At 67.3% G+C, this 17,591-nt stretch carries 12 protein-coding genes; 2 read left to right on the top strand and 10 right to left on the bottom strand.

Going from position 1 to position 17,591, the window contains the following annotated elements:
• The first annotated feature begins 101 nt into the window (after positions 1-101).
• Complete coding sequence (locus AC1RL5_RS04730; RefSeq protein WP_492588866.1) at positions 102-998, top strand: LysR family transcriptional regulator; 897 nt, start codon at positions 102-104, stop codon at positions 996-998.
• A 9-nt stretch (positions 999-1,007) separates the two neighbouring features.
• Here AC1RL5_RS04730 and AC1RL5_RS04725 read toward each other — a convergent pair whose 3' ends face one another.
• The 4 genes from AC1RL5_RS04725 to AC1RL5_RS04710 all read right to left on the bottom strand — a co-directional run bounded on the left by AC1RL5_RS04725 (position 1,008) and on the right by AC1RL5_RS04710 (position 6,413).
• Positions 1,008-2,438, bottom strand: a complete 1,431-nt coding sequence (locus tag AC1RL5_RS04725; protein ID WP_072450433.1) for an aldehyde dehydrogenase family protein — start codon at positions 2,436-2,438, stop codon at positions 1,008-1,010.
• A complete protein-coding gene (locus tag AC1RL5_RS04720; protein ID WP_492588867.1) occupies positions 2,435-3,631 on the bottom strand; it encodes an iron-containing alcohol dehydrogenase in 1,197 nt (398 codons plus the stop codon). Before AC1RL5_RS04720 ends, AC1RL5_RS04725 begins: the two co-directional genes overlap by 4 nt.
• Before the next feature lie 99 nt (positions 3,632-3,730).
• Positions 3,731-5,212, bottom strand: a complete 1,482-nt coding sequence (locus AC1RL5_RS04715; RefSeq protein WP_072450429.1) for an APC family permease — start codon at positions 5,210-5,212, stop codon at positions 3,731-3,733.
• A 292-nt stretch (positions 5,213-5,504) separates the two neighbouring features.
• The gene (locus tag AC1RL5_RS04710) at positions 5,505-6,413 is read right to left on the bottom strand and encodes a LysR family transcriptional regulator (RefSeq protein WP_072441906.1); all 909 of its coding nucleotides are present in this window, start codon (positions 6,411-6,413) and stop codon (positions 5,505-5,507) included.
• A gap of 128 nt (positions 6,414-6,541) precedes the next feature.
• Between AC1RL5_RS04710 and AC1RL5_RS04705 the strand changes: the two genes are divergently transcribed.
• Positions 6,542-8,080: an MFS transporter gene (locus AC1RL5_RS04705; RefSeq protein ID WP_011061205.1), complete on the top strand. Its 1,539-nt coding sequence runs from the start codon at positions 6,542-6,544 to the stop codon at positions 8,078-8,080.
• Here AC1RL5_RS04705 and AC1RL5_RS04700 read toward each other — a convergent pair whose 3' ends face one another.
• From AC1RL5_RS04700 to AC1RL5_RS04675, 6 genes are all read right to left on the bottom strand, one after another.
• Complete coding sequence (locus tag AC1RL5_RS04700; RefSeq protein ID WP_011061206.1) at positions 8,081-9,334, bottom strand: ferredoxin reductase family protein; 1,254 nt, start codon at positions 9,332-9,334, stop codon at positions 8,081-8,083.
• 377 nt (positions 9,335-9,711) lie between these two features.
• Positions 9,712-10,794, bottom strand: coding sequence for an LLM class flavin-dependent oxidoreductase (locus tag AC1RL5_RS04695; RefSeq protein ID WP_072450428.1), 1,083 nt, complete (start codon positions 10,792-10,794; stop codon positions 9,712-9,714).
• A 36-nt stretch (positions 10,795-10,830) separates the two neighbouring features.
• Positions 10,831-13,410, bottom strand: a complete 2,580-nt coding sequence (locus tag AC1RL5_RS04690; protein WP_492588868.1) for a TonB-dependent receptor plug domain-containing protein — start codon at positions 13,408-13,410, stop codon at positions 10,831-10,833.
• Between the two features lie 133 nt (positions 13,411-13,543).
• Positions 13,544-15,127 (bottom strand): ABC transporter substrate-binding protein, encoded by a 1,584-nt coding sequence (locus AC1RL5_RS04685; RefSeq protein WP_492588869.1) that lies wholly within the window; start codon positions 15,125-15,127, stop codon positions 13,544-13,546.
• 4 nt (positions 15,128-15,131) lie between these two features.
• A complete protein-coding gene (locus AC1RL5_RS04680) occupies positions 15,132-16,340 on the bottom strand; it encodes an LLM class flavin-dependent oxidoreductase (RefSeq protein WP_103407325.1) in 1,209 nt (402 codons plus the stop codon).
• A gap of 15 nt (positions 16,341-16,355) precedes the next feature.
• Positions 16,356-17,579, bottom strand: coding sequence for a lipase family protein (locus AC1RL5_RS04675; protein ID WP_404672726.1), 1,224 nt, complete (start codon positions 17,577-17,579; stop codon positions 16,356-16,358).
• Positions 17,580-17,591: the final 12 nt, after the last annotated feature.

The following is a 17,591-nucleotide window of genomic DNA, read 5'->3' as shown; positions in this document are numbered from 1 at the left end:
GCAATGTCATCGATCACGCAAGCCGCGATGGATTTGACGCGGCCCGGGCGCTGCCGTTGAATAGCCCCCTGGTTCAGCCCCGCGACTCCTGGAAACCCCCTGTGCTTAGAAACGTCACCGACATGGACCTGCGCCTGCTGCGGATTTTCTCCGTAGTGGTCAAGTGCGGCGGTTTCACCGCGGCCCAGGCCGAACTGAACATGAGCCAGTCCAATATCAGCATGCACATCTCCAGCCTGGAAAAACGCCTCGGCTATCGGCTATGCGAGCGCGGCAAGGGCGGTTTTCGCCTGACCGAGAAGGGCCAGCGGATCCTGGCGGCGGCCCAGGCGCTGTTCGGCGCGGTGGAGGCGTTCAAGAGCGAGGCCCAGGAATTGTCCGGGCGTTTGGTGGGGGATCTGTACCTGGGGCTGGCGGACAACATCGCCACCTTGCCCGCGGCACGCATCGACGCGGCCATCGCGCGCTTCTATCACCGCGAGCACGACCTGCACCTGCATGTGTTCATCAATTCGCCCACCGAGCTTGAGCGGGCGGTGATCGACGGTCAGTTGGACCTGGCCATTTCCTATTTCAGCCGCAGCCTGCCGACCCTCGACTATCAGCCGCTGTACGCCGAGGAAATCGCCCTGTTCTGCGGCGCCTCGCACCCGCTGTTTCCTGTCCTGGAGCCAGAGCTTGCGCACATCAAGGCCTGTGACTGGATCAAGCACGGTTTCCTGCCCGCCAGCCAGGTGCTGCCGGTAACGCCCCAGCGCGCCTCGGCCACCGCCTACCACATGGAGGCGGTGGTCCACGGGGTACTGGCGGGCACCCACCTGGGCTACCTGCCCAGCCACTATGCCCAGCCCTGGGTCGCGGCCGGGCAGATGCGCGTGCTGCACCCCGAGACGCTGCGCTACGAGGTGCAGCACAGCATGATCACCCACGCCGGGCATGCCCGTGGCGAAGCGCTGAAGGCCTTTATCGCCGACCTGCTGGCAGAGCATGGCGGCTGACCCCGCGCTTCAGCCCAGGCAGCGGGTCAGGTGCTTGATCGACTGATAGGCAGCCAGCCCCCAGGGGCCCAGTTCCCGCCCGATGCCGCTGCCCTTGGTGCCGCCCCAGGAGGTTTCGACGAACACCGCCTGCAGTGAATTGATCCACACGTGGCCCACGTCCAGGGCGGCGGCGACCCGTTCGGCGCGCGGCAGATCGGCACTGATCACAGTGGCCACCAGGCCGAATGCGCTGTCGTTGGCCAGGGCCAGGGCCTGTGCTTCGTCACTGAAACGGCGCATGCACAGCACCGGGCCGAAGATCTCCTCTTGCCACAACCTGCTGCTGGTGGGCACATCGGTGTACACCGTGGGCGCCACGAACCAGCCCGGCCCGGGCAGGGCATGGCCGCCCACCAGGCATTCCAGGCCCTCGCTCCTGGCCTGTTCCAGGTAGGTGCACACCGTGCGCCACTGGGCCTGGCAACTCAGGGGGCCCATGTCCACTTCCTGCTCCAGGGGGTTGCCGACCCGCAGGGCCAGCAGGGCACTGCGCAACCGCTGCAGCAAAGCATCGGCAATCGACTCGTGGACCAGCAGGCGCGAGGTGGCCGAGCACATCTGCCCGGCGTTCCAGCAAAAGCCGCCGATGATCCAGTGCACCGCCTGGTCCAGGTCGGCGTCGGCGAACACCAGGATCGGCGACTTGCCCCCCAGCTCCAGGGTCAGTGGCCGGCAGAAGGCAGCGGAGCTGGCCATCACTCGCTGGCCGGTGGCAGTGCTGCCGGTGAACGACAGCTTGTCCAGCCCCGGATGCTGGCTGAGGGCTGCGCCGGTTTCTCCGGCGCCGGCCACCAGGTTCAACACGCCCGCCGGCAAGCCCAGGGCGTCGGCGATTTCGCCGTAGACCTGTTCGATCAGAGGCGTCACTTCCGAGGGCTTGAGCACCAACGTGCAGCCCGCGGCCAGGGCCGGGGCCAGCTTCCAGGCACTGGTGACCAGGGGGAAGTTCCAGGGCACGATCAGCCCCACAACGCCCAGGGCCTCGAACCTGCAGTGGGCACTGAAGCCCGGAGCCTGCAAGGGCACCGGTTGATCCTGGCGGGCGTCCAGCTGGGCAGCGAGGCCGGCGTAGTAGTCGAAGGTGGCGATGGCGTCGTCCAGGTCCAGTTCGGCTTCGTGCCGCGGCTTGCCGTTATTGCGCATCTGCAGGGCGATCAGCCCTTCGCGGCGCTGCTGCAGGTGCCGGGCGAAGCCTTGCAGGTACTCGGCACGCCGGGCGCCGCTGAGGCTGCGCCACCCGGGCAGGGCCCGGCGCGCGGCCTGCACCGCCAGGTTCACCTGATGGGCGCTGGCCGCCGGCACCTGGGCCATGATTTGGCCCAGGGACGGGTCATGCACCGGCATCGGCGCGCCGTCGCCATCGACCCAGTGGCCATCGATAAACAAGGCCGGTTTCATGGGCGGGCTCCTGGCAGGACGCCGTGCACGGCGTTGCGGAAGATCTGGCTGTAGTCGGCGGCGCTCAGCGGTCGGGCATTGGTGTCGGAGGACGAGATATCCGCCAGGGCCTGGGTCCCGACCCACTCGGCTTCATGGCTGTCCAGGCCGATATCCGCCAGGCAGTGGGGGATGCCCAGCTCGGAGCGCAGGGCCAGGATCCAGTCCAGGAACCCCTGGAAATCCCCCCGGGGCAAGTCCAGGTAACGGGCCAGGCGCCCGATCTCCTCGGCAATCACCGGCTGGTTGGCCACCAGCACATAGGGCAGGAGGACGGCATTGAGCAGGCCATGGTGACGGTGATAGCGGGCGCCCAGCGGGTGGGCCAGGGCGTGGACGCCCCCCAGGCCCTTCTGGAAGGCCACCGCAGCCATCGCCGAGGCCACCAGCATGCCTTCCCGGGCGTCCAGGTCCTGGCCGTGGCTCACTGCCCGGCGCAGGTGCTGCTGCACCAGGCGCATGCCTTCCACGGCAATCGCGCTGGACATCGGGTGGTACAGGGGCGAGCAGAACGCCTCGATATGGTGGGTCAGGGCATCCATGCCGGTGGCGGCGGTCAGCGCGGGCGGCAGGCCGCGGGTCAGCAGCGGGTCGAGGATCACGCAGGCGGGCAGCAGTTCGGGGTGGCTGATGACCCGCTTGACCTGCTGCTGGCTGTCGGTCAGTACCGCTTCGCGGCCCAGTTCGGAGCCGGTGCCGGCAGTGGTGGGCAGGGCGATCAGGGGCGGCAGGCCCAGGTGTGGAAAGTCACTGAGGCTCGGGTAATGCTCGATCACCTGGGACCACTCGAAACGCTGCAGCCCTTGCGAGTCCACGGCGGCCAGGGCGATGCCCTTGGCGGCGTCCATGGCGCTGCCGCCGCCCAGGGCGATCAGCGAGTCGTGGCCGCCGGCCCTGAAGGCTTGGACGCCGCGCTGCACATCGTCCAGGCTCGGGTTGCTGGCCAGCTCGGCAAATACCGCAAAGCCCTGGCGGCTTTGCTCCAGGTGCGCGGTCAACAGGCCAAAGGGTTCCAGTTCGAGCATGCCCGGGTCGGTGACCAGCAAGGGCCTGGCCATGCCCAGCAGGGCGCAGCGCTGGGCCAGGCCGTGCAGGGCCTCGGCGCCGCAGAAGATCTCGGTGGGGTAATTCCAGTAATGGATGGACGGGGGCATCGATGGTCTCCAGAAACATCAGGCGTGAAGCGGCCGGCGCAGCAGGCGCCGGGCCAGTAGCGGGCAGGGAATGCGCTGTCGCTGACAGCGCATGAGGATTCAGCCGCGGTCGGATGCGCTGCTGTCGCGGCGCAGGTAGGGCTTGGCCAGGACCATGTAGATCAGGCCCAGCACGGCCAGGGTCGAGAACACCAGCACCACTGCCCAGACCTGGAACCAGGGCGCTCCGGGCGGCGCTAGGGATTCCCGGGGCCAGGCCACGTTGACGCTCTCGAACAGCAGCCAGACAAAGGCCGCGAGGTTCACCGGCAGGCCCCAGCGGCCGAGGTTGAAGACCCCGGCGTCGGGCCGCCAACGGCCACGCAGGCGATGGACCAGGGCGCAACCGATCACGATCAGGAACACCATGAAGAAGCCCCCGCTGCCGAAGGCGATCAGGGTGCCCACGGCCGTGGCGTTCAGGCCCAGGGCCAGGCCAAAACTGGCGAACAGGGTGCAAAGGAGCATGGCGGCGAAGGGCACCTTGCGCCCATCCACCCGGCGCAGGAACGCCGAGGCGGGCAGGATCGAGTCCCGGGCCATGCCGAATACCGCGCGGCCGATATAGGTCTGCACCGAGACCACGCAGGCAATGAACGCCACCAGCACCACGCCGACGAAGGGCCGCTCGGCCCAGGCGCCAAAGGCATCCACCACCGCCGGGGTGACCGGGTCCACCACCTGGCCGGCCACCAGGCCCGCGGTGTCGGTGAACGACAGGGTCACGGCAAAGGCGGTGAGCATCACCGTCAGCCCCACCAGCAGCATCGAGCGCAGGATGGCCCGCGGCGTGGAGGTACGGGCATCGGCGGTTTCCTCGGACACCTGGGAGCAGGCATCGAAGCCGAGAAAGGCCCAGCCGCCCACTGCCATGGCGGTGACGAAGCCGCTCAGGTAAGTGCCATCGCCGCTGACGCTGTTGCCCAGGCCTTCCAGCAGCAGCGACCAGGAGTGGTTGCGAAAGAACAGCAGCAACAGCACGCCGATGCCGATGGAGGCGATGGCTTCGGCGATGATCCCGGCATTGACGAAGTACTTCAGCGGGTTGATCCCCAACAGGTTGACCCCCAGCCCCAACGCCAGCAGCACGGCGCCGCTGGCCACCTGGGCATTGGCCGAAGGCGGCGTGCCGGTGACGAACAGCCACAGCCAGAACCCGCCCAGGTAGGCCACGGTAGTCAGGGAAGCCAGGGCCGAGGCCAGGTACATGAAGCCGGTGAACCAGGCCCAGCGGTCTCCAGCCAGGCGCTTGACCCATTGATAGCAACCGCCGGCCAGGGGGTACTGCGAGGCGAGTTCGGCATAGACCAGCGCCACCAGCATCTGCAGGGCCAGGCACAGGGGCACGATCCAGACCCAGGACGGGCCGGTGCTCATGGCGCCCAGGGCCATCACCGAATAGATCCCCACCACTGGCGAGACCGTGGCAAAGCCCACGGAGAACGACGACCACAGGGACAGGCCGCGGTGCAGCTCCTGGCGATAGCCCTGGTGGTGCAGCAAGTGTTCATCGGTGCCCGGAGCGGGCTGGAAGTCAGTCATGGCGCACCTCGTTCAAGGGGCGGGCGCCACGATGCAGGCCGACGCAAGGGCGGCGTGATGGGGTAGTTGACATAGCGGTTCCTGGAGTCGGCAGATCAGATTGTTATTGGGATGGCCTTTAGCTGTTGTTTTTGGCGTACCGACATTGCCTGGCCTGCAGCAGCAGGCCAGGACGAGCTTACGGCGGGCAAACATCAAGATGAATACATGGATTGGTAAGCTGGCATCTGAGTTTGCTGATGTATTGCAGGGGCCGGCGACTGCCCGGCCAGCCCCCGGCATCGAGGGGATATCAGCGGGAAGCGTGGTGCTTGCCCAGCTCCAGCCGTTCACCGAGAAAGTCGACGAACACCCGCAGCTTGGGCAGCAGGTGACGGCTGCTGGGCCAGAGGATGGAGAACTTGCCGCGCTCTTGCTGGTAGTCGTCCAGCACCGCGATCAGGCTGCCATCGGCCAGGGCCCCGCAGACCACGAACTCGGGCACGTAGGCGATGCCCAGGCCCTGGGTGGCGGCGTGGATCAGCGATTCCAGGTTGTTGCTGGTCAGGGCACTGCCCAGCACCAGCGGCGGGGCTCCGTCGGGCAGGCGCAGGCTCCATTGCTGCAGCAAGCTGCCGCCGGGGAACTTGTAGCGCAGGCAGGCATGCTGCTCCAGATCCCGGGGCGTGCACGGGGTGCCGCGCCGGGCGAAGTAGCCGGGGGCGCCGACCAGCACAAAGCCGAAGGGCCCCAGGTTCCTGGACTTGAGTTGCGAGTCCGGCAGCTCGCCACTGCGGATCACCGCGTCCACGCCTTCGGCGATCACGTCGATCAGCCGGTCGTTGAAGTCCAGGTCCAGCTCGATGTCCGGGTAGCGCGCGGAAAACTCCGGGAGGATCGGCAGCAGCATCCGATAGCCGATGGCCGGCAGGCTGACCCGCAGCCGGCCTCGGGGCTTGTCGCTGATCCGCGCCAGTTCGGCCTCGGCCTCCTGGACTTCGGCGACGATGCGCTGGCCGCGCTCATAGAACAGCGCGCCTTCATCGGTCAGGCTGATGCGCCGGGTGCTGCGGTTCAGCAGGCGCACGCCAAGGCGCTGCTCCAGGCGCGCCAGGGCCTTGCCCACCGCCGAGGCAGACAGCCCCAGGCGCTCGCCGGCGCCCACCAGGCTGCCGCTCTGGACCACGCTGACAAACACCTGCAAGCCGTTTAGGTTGTCCATCGTTCACCTCGATTGCAGCGTTTTTGTCCGTAAAGAGCGGAAGAATGCCCTGTTTTTCAGTGATTGCGGCATACCTACCATGGATTTTTCGTAGCCCACCCCTGGTTGCCAGGGCTTGAGAGGTCCGTGTGAATCCCGAACTCGAATTACCCCTGGGGCAGGCCGCCCAAAGTCGCCGGCAGTCCGCCCATGGCGTGCTGGCCGCGGTGTGCCTGGCGGCCCTGATGCTGCCCCTGACCTTTGTCGGGGTAGCGGTGGCGACCCCGGCCATCGGCCATGAACTGGGGGGCAGCCCGCTGGCCCTGAGCTGGACCACCAATGCCTTCATGCTGACTTTTGGCAGCGTGCTGATGGCCGCCGGTACCCTGGCCGACGAATTTGGCCGCAAGCGCCTGTTCAGCCTCGGCGTGGCGCTGTTCGGCCTGAGCTCCCTGGCCCTGGTGTTCGTACCGTCGCTGCTGTGGCTGAACCTCTTGCGCGGGGTCCAGGGGTTGGCCGGTGCCGCCGCCCTGGCCGGTGGTTCGGCGGCCCTGGCCCAGGCCTTCGACGGCCCGGCGCGAACCCGTGCCTTCAGCCTGCTGGGCACCACCTTTGGTGTCGGCCTGGCGTTTGGCCCGATCCTCGCCGGGGTCCTGGTGGAACAGGCCGGCTGGCGCGGGATCTTTGTCTCCGGGGCGCTGATCGGCGGCCTGTCCCTGGCCTTTGGCGTGCCGCGCATGCAAGAGTCCCGCGACCCCGACGCCCAGGGCGTGGACTGGCCGGGCACCCTGAGTTTCACCCTGGCCCTGGTGCTGCTGACCTGGGGCATCCTGCAGGCCCCGCAAAACGGCTGGAGCAGCCCTTGGGTTCTGCTGTTGCTGGCGGGGGCGCTGCTGGCACTGTGGCTGTTCATCGTCGTCGAGCGGCGTGCAGCGCGGCCGATGCTGGATCTGTCGCTGTTTCGCTATCCGCGTTTTGTCGGGGTGCAGGTGCTGCCCATCGCCACCTGCTATTGCTACGTGGTGCTGCTGATCCTGTTGCCGATCCGCTTTATCGGCGTCGAAGGCTACAGCGCCATCGATGCCGGGCTGCTGATGCTTGCCCTGTCGGCGCCGATGCTGGTGGTGCCGTTCGCCGCGGGCTGGCTCAGCCGCTGGTGCAGCGCCGGCAACCTGTCGAGCCTGGGCCTGTTGCTGGCTGCCGCCGGGCTGTGGTGGCTGAGCCGGATCGCTGCGGGCCAGGCGCCGGCCGATCGGATCTGGCCGCTGCTGCTGATCGGCCTCGGTAGCGGGCTGCCCTGGGGGCTGATGGACGGCTTGTCGGTGAGCGTGGTGCCCAAGGAGCGCGCGGGCATGGCCAGCGGCATCTTCAGCACCACCCGGGTGGCCGGCGAGGGCATTGCCCTGGCCCTGGTGGTGGCGCTGCTGGCGGGGCTGCTGCAGCACGCCCTGGCGGATCAGGCGCTGCCCGCCGAGACGTTGATGGGGGCTGCCCGGCAACTGGCCGGGGGCGACCTGCCCGGTACTCTGGCGGCCTTGCCGGCGCTGGGCCGGGAGGGGTTGCTGGCCCTGTACGGGCAGGCTTTCAGCCAGTTGTTGCAGGTGCTGACCCTGATGACCCTGCTGGCGGCGCTGGTGGTCTGGGTGACGCTGCGCGAGCCGCGCCAGCCAGGGCCGCCAGCGGCTTGATCAGCGGAACTCGAAGAATTCGTAGTGCAGGTTGCCTTGGGGAATCCGGCACTCGCTCATCAGTTCCCGGACCTGGCCCAGCAAGCCCTTGGGCCCGCAGAAGCTGACCTGGATCTGCTGCGGATCGGTTTCGGCCGCGGTGCGCTTGAGGGTCTGGGCCAGGGGCTCGGTGCCGCCGCAGTTGGCCACGAAGTTCACTCCCCGGGCCTGGGCCATGCCCTGCAGGGTGTCGACACTGGGGAAGGCCCGGGACGGGTTGTAGCAGTACACCAGGGTGGCCTTGTCGAACTGCCCGGCAGCTTCATCCTGCAGCCAGGAAATAAATGGCGAGATGCCCACGCCACCGCCGATCCAGATTTCCCGGGCAGCCGCCTGCGGCCGCTTGAAACGCCCATAGGGCGCGTAGATGTCCGCTCGCATGCCGACCTTGACCTGGCGGCGCAGGCGTTGGGTGTAGTCCCCCAGGGCGCGGATCACGAATTCGATGCGCCCGTCATGGGCCTGGGCGCTGGCGATGGTGAACGGATGGGGTTCGCGCAGGCCTTTTTCCTGCATCGACAGGAAGGCGAACTGCCCGGCCTTGAAAGGAAAGCCCCGGCCCTGGGGAATCAGCTCCAGGTGCAGGGAGTTCTTCTCCACCCGGACCGCCGTCACCTGGTATTCGCCGGCCTTGGCCACCAGGGGGTAGAGCAGCAGCTTGTACAGGGCGCCGAGCACGCCGAGGACGCAGAGCAGAGCCAGCCAGATACCCGAGGGCGAATCCAGGGTGATGGGCGATTTGAAGCTCAGCCAGTGCAGGATGACGATCAGGAACAGCGGGCCGGAGAGCTTGTGCCACCAGCGCCACTGGCTGTAGGGAATGTTGCGGTTCAGTGCCAGCAGCACGATCAGGCCCAGGGCCACGTAGCTCAGTTGGCGGACCAGGCGCGTCCAGTATTTGGACAGTTCGAGGATCGGCACGCTGTTCCATTCATCCAGGTTGGCCTTGAACACCAGGTGGTAGCTGGCGAATGCCAGGGCCCAGATGCCCAGCCACTTGTGCGCCTCGTAGACCCGGTCAAGGCCGCCGAACAGCCGTTCGACCCAGCCCCAGCGGCTGGCTAGCAGGCAGGACATCGCCATGTAGGCCAGGGCTGCGGTGCCCAGGATCATGCTCAGGGTGGCCGAGGTCAGCCAGGTGGCGGAAGGGATCTCCAGCAGCAGGGTGGCCGTGGTGATCAGCAGGATGCCGACAAGTGTGTGCCAGGTTTTCAAAGTGCATGACTCCGGTGAGGAAATGCCGTCATGGCGCAGCAAAGGGCGCGATGCATAAAGTGGATATGACAGGTTTAAAGCCAAAGGCCGGTTGGGATGTTAACGCTTTGTCGAGTATTCGTGGTGATCTGGGTCATCGGCCTGGCGCCGATAAAGTGTTGAAAATGATCGACTATCACTCGCATTCCGATTCCCCGGCCACCGCTTGCGCAGGCGCTGGCAGGCGGCCAAGGGCCCCTGAACCGGGCAGTGCTCTTGCGGGCGCCTTCGCTGGCAAGCCAGCTCCTACAGGGTTGTGAGAAAGGTCAACGCGCTTGTAGGAGCCGGCTTGCCGGCGAAAGGGCCTCCAAGCCGGATGCCAGCCTCGTAAACGCCTTCTACAGGTATTGCTTGCGGCGGGCGGCGGCTTCGCGGACGGCGGGGATGATCCAGCGCCCATAGTCGATGGTGTCGTAATAAGGGTCGTAGCCACGGTTGAGGAAGGTGGTCACGCCCAGGTCGACGTAGTCCAGCAGGGCCTGGGCCACGGTCTCCGGCGTGCCCACCAGGGCCGTGGTGTCGCCGTAGGCGCCAACGGCGCTGGCGGTGGGCATCCACAGGGCGCGGTCATGGCGGTCGCCGCGGGCTGCGGCCGCCAGCAGGCGTTCGGAGCCGGTGCCCTTGAGGCGCTTCTGCCAGGGGCCGCCGGCGGCGAACTGCGGGTTGGCGCGGATCTGCGCCAGGATCTGTTCGGCCCGTTGCCAGGCCAATTCCTCGGTGGCCCCCAGGATCAGCCGCACCGAGAGGCTGACCCGGGGCGCGGCCACCCCCGCGGCGCTGGCCGCGGCCTTGAGTTTACCGATCTGTTCGGCCACCCCCTCCAGGGGCTCGCCCCACAGGGCGTAGAGGTCGGCGTGCTTGACCGCGATCTGGTAGGCGATGTCCGAGGAGCCGCCAAAAGAGATGGGGATGTGCGGCTGCTGCAGCGGCTTGACCGGGGAAAACGCGCCCTTGAGGTTGAAGTAGCGGCCTTCGAAGTCGAAGGGTTCTTCGGCGGTCCAGGTACGGCGCACGATCTCCAGGTACTCGTCGGTGCGTCGATAGCGCTCGGTCTTGTCCAGCAGGGTGTCGCCTTCCTGGGGCTCGGCGGTGATGCCGGTAATGGCATGCAGGCGGATGCGCCCGCCGCCGGTGGTGTGGTCCAGGGTGGCGAAGGCCCGGGCCGCCACGGTGGGGGCGCTGAGGGCCGGGCGGTGGGCAATCATGAAGCCCAGGCGCTCGGTGTGGGCCGCGGCGTAGGCGGCAATCTGCAGGCTGTCGGCGCTGCCCGGGCCGCTGGCGATCAGCACCCGGTCAAAGCCCGCGTGTTCGTGGGCACGCGCGTGCTCGCGGATGAATGCCAGGTCGAAGTCCGGGCTGCGCACGCCGCGGGTTTCGGACCATTGGCGGGGAAAGATCATGCCGACGAATTCAATGCTCATGGGGAGTGTCCTGAGGTCGCAGAAGAATGAAAGTGCCTAGAAGCGGTAGTCCACCTGGGCCAGCACGGTGCGTCCGGGCATGGGCTGCAGGAAGGTATTGGTGGAGCCGGCCAGGCCGCTGACGAAGTTCAGTTCGTTGGTCAGGTTGAGCACCCGCAGGGTGGTGCTCCACTGGGGCTGGCGGTAGTACAGGGCCAGGTCGAGGTTGTATTCGTCGGGGACCTTCACCGTCTTGCTCAGGTTCAGGTACCAGCTGCTGGTCCACCAGCCGGAGAGGTCGGCGCCAAAGCCCGAGTCGAAGCGGTAGTCGAGGTAGCCGCTGGCGGTGTACTCGGGGATCTGCACCGCGTCGAAGCGCCCGGAGGGCCGCTGGTTGAGGCTGTTGTTGTCGCCGAACACGGTGCCGTTGTCGGGGATGAACCCGGCGGAGGCGAAGCCCGCCTGGGAGGTGAATTCGTTGTAGGCGCTGAGCCGGGACAGGTTGAGGCCGCTGCGCAGGTGCGGGTCTGGCTGGTAGCGCAGGGTCGCCTCGGTGCCCTTGATGATCAGCCGGGCGATGTTGTTGTTGCTGTCCGGGGACTGGTCCCGGGCCTGCTTGAAGGTGGCCAGGGTCATGAACAGCTGGTCGGGGATGGCTTCGACCTTCAGCCCCAGTTCATGCAGCACGCTCAGGCTCTGGAACGCCAGGGGGTTGAGCTGGTTGGCGCCATTGCCGCTGCCCCAGCCCAGGCCGTTGGAGAAGAACCCGGTGTTGACCGCCAGGGAGCGGTCGAAGGTGTAGTACAGGGTGCTGTTCTCGGTGGGTTTGACGTAGGGGCTGACCTGGAACGCGAACAGCCGGTAATTGTGGCTGTCGCGCCGGTCGCTGCCACCTGCAAGGACGAAGGGGTTGTCGATCCGGGCGTCGATCCAGCTGCGGCTGGCACCGATGTTCAGGCCCACCCGCTCGCCCAGGCGCAGGTTGTGCTGGCTGAACAGGGTCTTGGTGGTCCAGGTGCTTTCGGCGGTGTAGGGCGCCAGGGATTCGGCGTACAGGCCGTGGCCGGCGGGGTACATGGCCGCCAGGTTGAGCCAGCCGTAGTAGTTGGAGTATTGCGGCACCCCGGGTTGGCCGATCCAGGCGCCGTTGCCGCCGGCCGGGTTGCTGCCGGTGAGCCCCAGCAGGTCGCCGGGGTTCTTGCCCGAAGGATCCAGGGTCAGGTCGTAGGCGTTGATGGTGGAGCCGAAATGATTGTTGGCGGCGATCGACTGGTTGAACTCGCGGCGGTAGATCAGCCCGCTGTTGCTGTCGTCCCGCAGGGCCAGGCCGCCGAGCCGGGTTTCATTGCGTGAGCGGAACTCGAAACGGTTGTCCAGCAGGTTGTCCCGGGATTGCACCTGGAAGGCGCCAACGGCATCGGTCAAGTCCCTGGAGCGCTGGTAGAAGGTGCTGTTGGCCAGGGTCACGCTGGGGGACAGGTCGCCCTCGATGCGCAGTTGGGTGGTGAAGCGCCGTGAACTGCTCTGGTCTTCGCCGCGCTGGCCGGCCTGGGGCGACAGGGAGGTCAAGCCGTTGCCCGCCAGGCTCGGGTCGTAGACCCAGCCGCGCAGGGTGCCGGGGCTGGCCTGGGTGTTGGGCGAGGCCGCCTGGAAGCTGCCATCCACCACGCTGTACTGGCCCTGGGCGTTGCGCTGGCGCTGCACCCAGCCCAGGGTCGGGGCATTGGCGGCGCCGGAGGCCAGCACCGGCGACCACAGGGTGTTGCCATTCTGGATGATCGGCGTGGCGCGCCCGGCGTAGTACTGGCCGCTGTCCACCAGTTGCTGGGTGGCGCGGTTCCAGCCGTGGGTGATGTTGTAGTCGTAGTAGTTGTCGTAGCTGGCGTTCCAGTCCACCCGCAGGTTGTCGTTGCGCCAGGCCAGGGCCCCGTAGAAGGCATCGAAATTGTTGTCGACGTTGTCGTAGTAGTCCTGCTGGCGCTGCTGGGTGATGCTCACCCGGTAGGCCAGTTGGTCGCTCAGGGGGCCGGTGTTGTCGATGCTGAACTTGCGCGAGTCCCGAGACTGGCCGTCCGGCACCCAGGCACCGAGCTCGCCGCTCAGACGGGTCTTGAACCCGCTGAAATCGGGTTTCTTGCTCAGGTAGTTGACGTAGCCGCCGCTGCCGGACACCGAACCGTAGGTCACCGAAGAAGGCCCGGCGACGATGTCCGCGCCCTCGTAGGCGTTGAAGTTGGCCGGATGGCGTACGCCATAGGCGCGCTGGCCGTCCTGGAACACTTCCGAGCCCTGGGCGCGGAACTGCGGGGCGATACCGGCGTTCTGCCCGCCACCGCGGGTGATGCCCGGGGCGTATTTGACCAGATCGTCGGCGCTGCGGATCGGGTCGTTGGCCAGTTGTTCGGCGTTGATCTGGGTCACCGAGCGTGGCGTATCGAGCACCTTGGTTTCGGTGCCGCCATACACCGAGGTCGGTGGCCGGGTGGGCAGGGCATCGTCATCGGCCTGGCTGCTGGCCTGGACGGTGACGGTTTGCAACTGGGTATCGGCGGCGAAGAGCGGCGGCGCCAGGGAAGAAAACACCGTTACGGCCAGGGCCGGGCCGAATGCGGGGCGAGCGAAGGCGTTGGAGGGCATGGCACATGAGCCTCATATTGAATCGCATGAATGTTCTGTAGGAGCCGGCTTGCCGGCGAAGAGGCCCTTGAGGCTCGCGGTGCTCTTGCGGGCGCTTTCGCTGGCAAGCCAGCTCCTACGGTCGGGCGGTGGGTCAGGCGCTGTTGTTGAGCCACAACCTTTCGAAACGCCAGGTGCTGAACAGCGACTGTTCTTCCCGGGCGCCGCCCACGCGGGTGGAGACGCTGTCCAGCAGGTCGGCGTAGCCCCAGATCAGCATGCCGCCCCGTTCGTACTGGATCTGCTGGGCCTGGTGCACCAGGGCCGTGCGCCGCTGCAGGTCGGGCTGGGCCATGGCGGCGAGAAACACTTCGCTGAACTGTGGGTCGTTGAAGTGGGTCTTGTTGGATACGGCAAAGGGCGCGTCGGTGTGGATCGCGCTGGCCAGAAACGGTGCGCCGATGCTGCCGCCGGTACTCAGGGTCCAGTCATTGCGTTGCGGGCCCTGGAAGGTCGCCAGGTCCACCTGGCGGACCTTGAGGGTCACGCCGATGCGCTTGGCCTGTTCGGCCAGCACCAGGGCCGAGGTCAGGGCCGGCCCCGGGGTGGTCACCAGTTCCAGCTCGAGGTTTTCCTGGCCGGCCTCCTTGAGCAGCTGCGCCGCACGCTGCGGGTCGTGGGGGCGGGGCCCCAGGCTGTGGTTGAAGGTCGGGTCGCTGGGGGCATAGAGGTCGTTGGCCACCCGGCCCTGGCCGTTCAGGGCGCGGCGCACCAGTTCCTCGCGGTCCGCCAGCAGGCGGAAAGCCTGGCGCACCCTTGGGTCGTTGAACGGCGGCTTGTCCAGGTTCATGTCGAAGGACAGCCAGTTGCCGGTCACCGATTTCAGCAGCCGCACCCGCGGGTCGCGCTGCAGGACTTGCAACTGTTCGGTGGGCATCACGTTGGCCATGTCGATCTGCCCGGAACGCAGGGCCGCCAGGCGCGCCACCTGATCCTTGAAGTCGATGATCTCCAGTTCGTCGGCGTAGGGCTGGCCGTCCTTGTAGTAGTTGTCGAAGCGGGTGAACAGCGAGCGCTGGCCGGGGGTGAAGCTTTTCAGCTTGTAGGGGCCGGCGCCCACCGGATTGGTCACCGGGTGGTAGTCCACCGGGACGATGCCGCCGAAGTTGACCCAGGTTTCCGCCAGGGGCATGTAGCTGCGGCCCTCGCGAAAGCTCAGGCGTACGGTGCGCTCGTCGAGCCGCACCAGGTTGTCGCGATCGACCCAGTGCAGCAGCGCCGCGTAGGGCGAGGCCAGCTGCGGGTCGGTGAGGCGGCGGATGGAGAAGATCAGGTCATCGGCGTCGATGCTCTTGCCGTGGTGGAATTCCAGGCCCTGGCGCAGGCGCAGGGTCCAGCTGCTGGCATCGGCATTGGGTTCGGCGAACTCCGCCAGGGCCAGGCGTGGCTGCATCTGCTCGTCCCATTCCCAGAGTTTGCTGTACAGCGCGAAGCCTCGGACGATACCGCTGCCGATGGGTTTGTGGGCGTCCAGGTTGCCGCTCTGGTTGCCGTCGAGAATCCCCAGGCGCAGGCGCCCGCCGTAGCGCGGCTGGTCGCTGGCGACCGTGCCCGGGGCGCTGGAATTGTCCGCGTCGCAACCGGCCAGCAGGCCGCTGCCCAGCAGCAGGCCGCCGCCGAACAGCGCGCTGTGGCCGAGAAAACGACGGCGGCTCAAGCCCGAGTAGTCCTGGCTCATGGCGTCAGGCTCCTGCCGGGCCGTTGGCGCTGCGCAGCTCCAGCGGCGCTTGCGGCTGACGGCTCAGGGCCGCGCGCTCGTCGCGAAAGTGCGGCAGGATGTGCTCGCCCAGGCGGTAGGCTTCCTCTAGGTGCGGGTAGCCGGCGAGGAAGAACAGGTCGATACCGATGGCGTGGTACTCGCGGATCCGCGCCACCACGTTTTCGTAGCTGCCCACCAGGGCGCAGCCCGGCGGTATGCCGATGTAGCCGAAGCCGGTCCAGACATTGGGGTGGATGAAGAAATCCTCGAAGCCCTGGGTCTCGTTCTTCTGTGCGAAGCCGTTCTCGTAGCTGAGCTTGCGCGCGGTGCGCAGCCCGGCATGGGCGGCCACGGCCTTGACCGCGCCCTTGGCGATGCCCTCGTCGAAGAAGCGCTTGGCCTCGGTGCGTGCCAGTTCCTCGGTTTCCCGGGTGATGACGTCGATCGACAGGCCGAAGCGGATATCGCTGCGGCCGTACTGCAAGGCGCGCTCACGAATATCGGCGATCAACGCGGCGATCTCGTCCGGGTGCTCGGCGCGCATCAGGTAGAAGTCGGCATGCTTGGCGGCGAATTCCCGAGCGGCGATGGACGATCCCGCGGTGCAGATCAGCGGCAGCTCGGCCTTCTTCAAGGGGCCGCGCAGGCCACCGCCTTCGGCGCGGTAGAACTGGCCCTGGTAGTGGAAGTTCTCGTTGTGCCAGTAGCCCTTGACCACGTCCATGAACTCGGTGGCACGGGCATAGCGCTCATCGTGGTCGCTGAAGTCGCCGACCTGGCGCTGAATGGCGTCCGAGCCGCCGTTGATGATGTTCCACACCAGGCGGTTGCCGGTGGCGCGCTGGTAGGTGGCGGCCTGCTGCACCGCAACCCAGGGCGTGTAGTGATAGGGCTGGAAGGCGGTGACGAACTTCAGGGTGCGGGTTTCCCGGGCCAGCAGCGAGCACACGGTCCAGGGCTCTTCGCCGGAGGGCGCGTTGACCATCAGCGCGCCGCCGAAGCCGTTGATTTCCGCGGCCCGGGCGATCTGCCCCAGGTAGTCGATGTAGGTGAAGTGGTCGCCGACGCTGAAGCCTGAGACGGCACCGGTGCTGGGCCCGCCCCGGTGCCAGTCGCCGCGGTTGCGCGGGTCGCCGGGGAGGAACTGGGTTTCGCCGTGCAGGGGCAGGCGAGTGAAGAATTCGATGCTCATGGCTGGGCCTCCTGGCTATTGCACGCTGGGGTTGCAGACGGGGGTAATGGCTTGGCCGTTGATCACCTTGTGGGCGAACGGCACCGAGTCCTTGAGGGAGGCATTGACCGTTTCACTGTGGCCCAGGCTCTTGTACAAGTGGCCCTCGACCACCGAGCCGGCCTTGCAGGCGTCCTGCATCAGGGCCACCTGGGTGGCTGCGGCCGGGGTCTTGTCCTCGGCGCCGGTGCCGATGAACACCGGCTGGGCGGTTTTCAGGGTCGGGTAGGACACTTGTTTCTGCCAGGCCGCCAGTTGGCTGCCCTGATAGTCCTTCTTGGCGTTGGCCGGGGTCAGGCCGACCCCCACCACGTCGCTGACCAGGGACGCCAGGCAACTGGTACGGGCCTGTTCGAACAGCGGCAGGGCCTTGTCGGTGTAGAAGTCCCGGGGGTTGATGCTGGGGTCGTACTGCTGGGCGGCCAGCAAGGTGTAGAAACCGTAGGCCAGGGAGGCATCGACCTTGTTCGGGTCCTGCTCGCCGACATTCTTCGCGCCGATGGTGTAGATCACCCCGGTGCCGATGCTGCCCTTGACCCCCAGGTCTGGCGCGTAGGTGGAAGCGTAGGCGGCCGAGGCGAAGGCGCCGGCGCCGCCCTGGGACTGGCCGACGATCAGTACCTTGTTGGCCAGCCCGGGCACCCCGGCGACCACGGCTTTGGCGGCGTCGAGAATGCCGTAGGCGGCCATGCGGTTGTTCAGCAGCGGATGGCCGCCGGGCACGCCCAGGCCCTGGTAGTCGGTGGCGACAATGGCAAAGCCTTCGTCCAGCCAGCGGCTCAGGTACTGCACGTCACGGTAGGAACGGCCCTGCCAGGACGGCGCGCAGACATCCGCCACGCCCACCGTGCCATGGCCCCAGGAGGCCACCGGCCAGCCGCCGGCCGGGGCCTTGCCCTTGGGCAGGAACAAGGTGCCGGAGACCACCACCGGGGTCTTGCCGTCGATGCCGTCGGTGGAGCTATAGAGAATCCGTTGCGCGCTGGCGGCGTTGGGCAGGCTCAGGGTCGCTTCCAGGGGTTCGCTGCGCAGCAGCTTGCCCGGGGTCGGGGGGATCGCGTCCTGCCAGGTGTAGAAGGCCGAGACCCGGCCGTCGCCCTGCAACGGGTCGGGCTTGGGCGCGTAGGTCGGGCCGGCCAGGGCCGACAGGGAGAGCGCCAGGAGGCTCAGGCCAAAGGTGAATTTTGCGGACAGTTTCATCAAGAAGACTCG

The sequence above is a fragment of the Pseudomonas sp. GW822-FHT06D10 genome, from assembly GCF_058799535.1.
Note: the sequence above shows the minus strand (reverse complement) of the source record. Positions and strands in the feature narration are given on the sequence as shown.

What these genes read in the sequence shown, in the direction of transcription:
- AC1RL5_RS04710 (WP_072441906.1), bottom strand. Translation starts at nt 6,413, where the DNA reads ATGGACAACCTAAACGGCTTGCAGGTGTTTGTCAGCGTGGTCCAGAGC.
- AC1RL5_RS04720 (WP_492588867.1), bottom strand. Translation starts at nt 3,631, where the DNA reads ATGCCCCCGTCCATCCATTACTGGAATTACCCCACCGAGATCTTCTGC.
- AC1RL5_RS04680 (WP_103407325.1), bottom strand. Translation starts at nt 16,340, where the DNA reads ATGAGCATCGAATTCTTCACTCGCCTGCCCCTGCACGGCGAAACCCAG.
- AC1RL5_RS04695 (WP_072450428.1), bottom strand. Translation starts at nt 10,794, where the DNA reads ATGAGCATTGAATTCGTCGGCATGATCTTTCCCCGCCAATGGTCCGAA.
- AC1RL5_RS04685 (WP_492588869.1), bottom strand. Translation starts at nt 15,127, where the DNA reads ATGAGCCAGGACTACTCGGGCTTGAGCCGCCGTCGTTTTCTCGGCCAC.
- AC1RL5_RS04725 (WP_072450433.1), bottom strand. Translation starts at nt 2,438, where the DNA reads ATGAAACCGGCCTTGTTTATCGATGGCCACTGGGTCGATGGCGACGGC.
- AC1RL5_RS04675 (WP_404672726.1), bottom strand. Translation starts at nt 17,579, where the DNA reads ATGAAACTGTCCGCAAAATTCACCTTTGGCCTGAGCCTCCTGGCGCTC.
- AC1RL5_RS04690 (WP_492588868.1), bottom strand. Translation starts at nt 13,410, where the DNA reads ATGCCCTCCAACGCCTTCGCTCGCCCCGCATTCGGCCCGGCCCTGGCC.
- AC1RL5_RS04715 (WP_072450429.1), bottom strand. Translation starts at nt 5,212, where the DNA reads ATGACTGACTTCCAGCCCGCTCCGGGCACCGATGAACACTTGCTGCAC.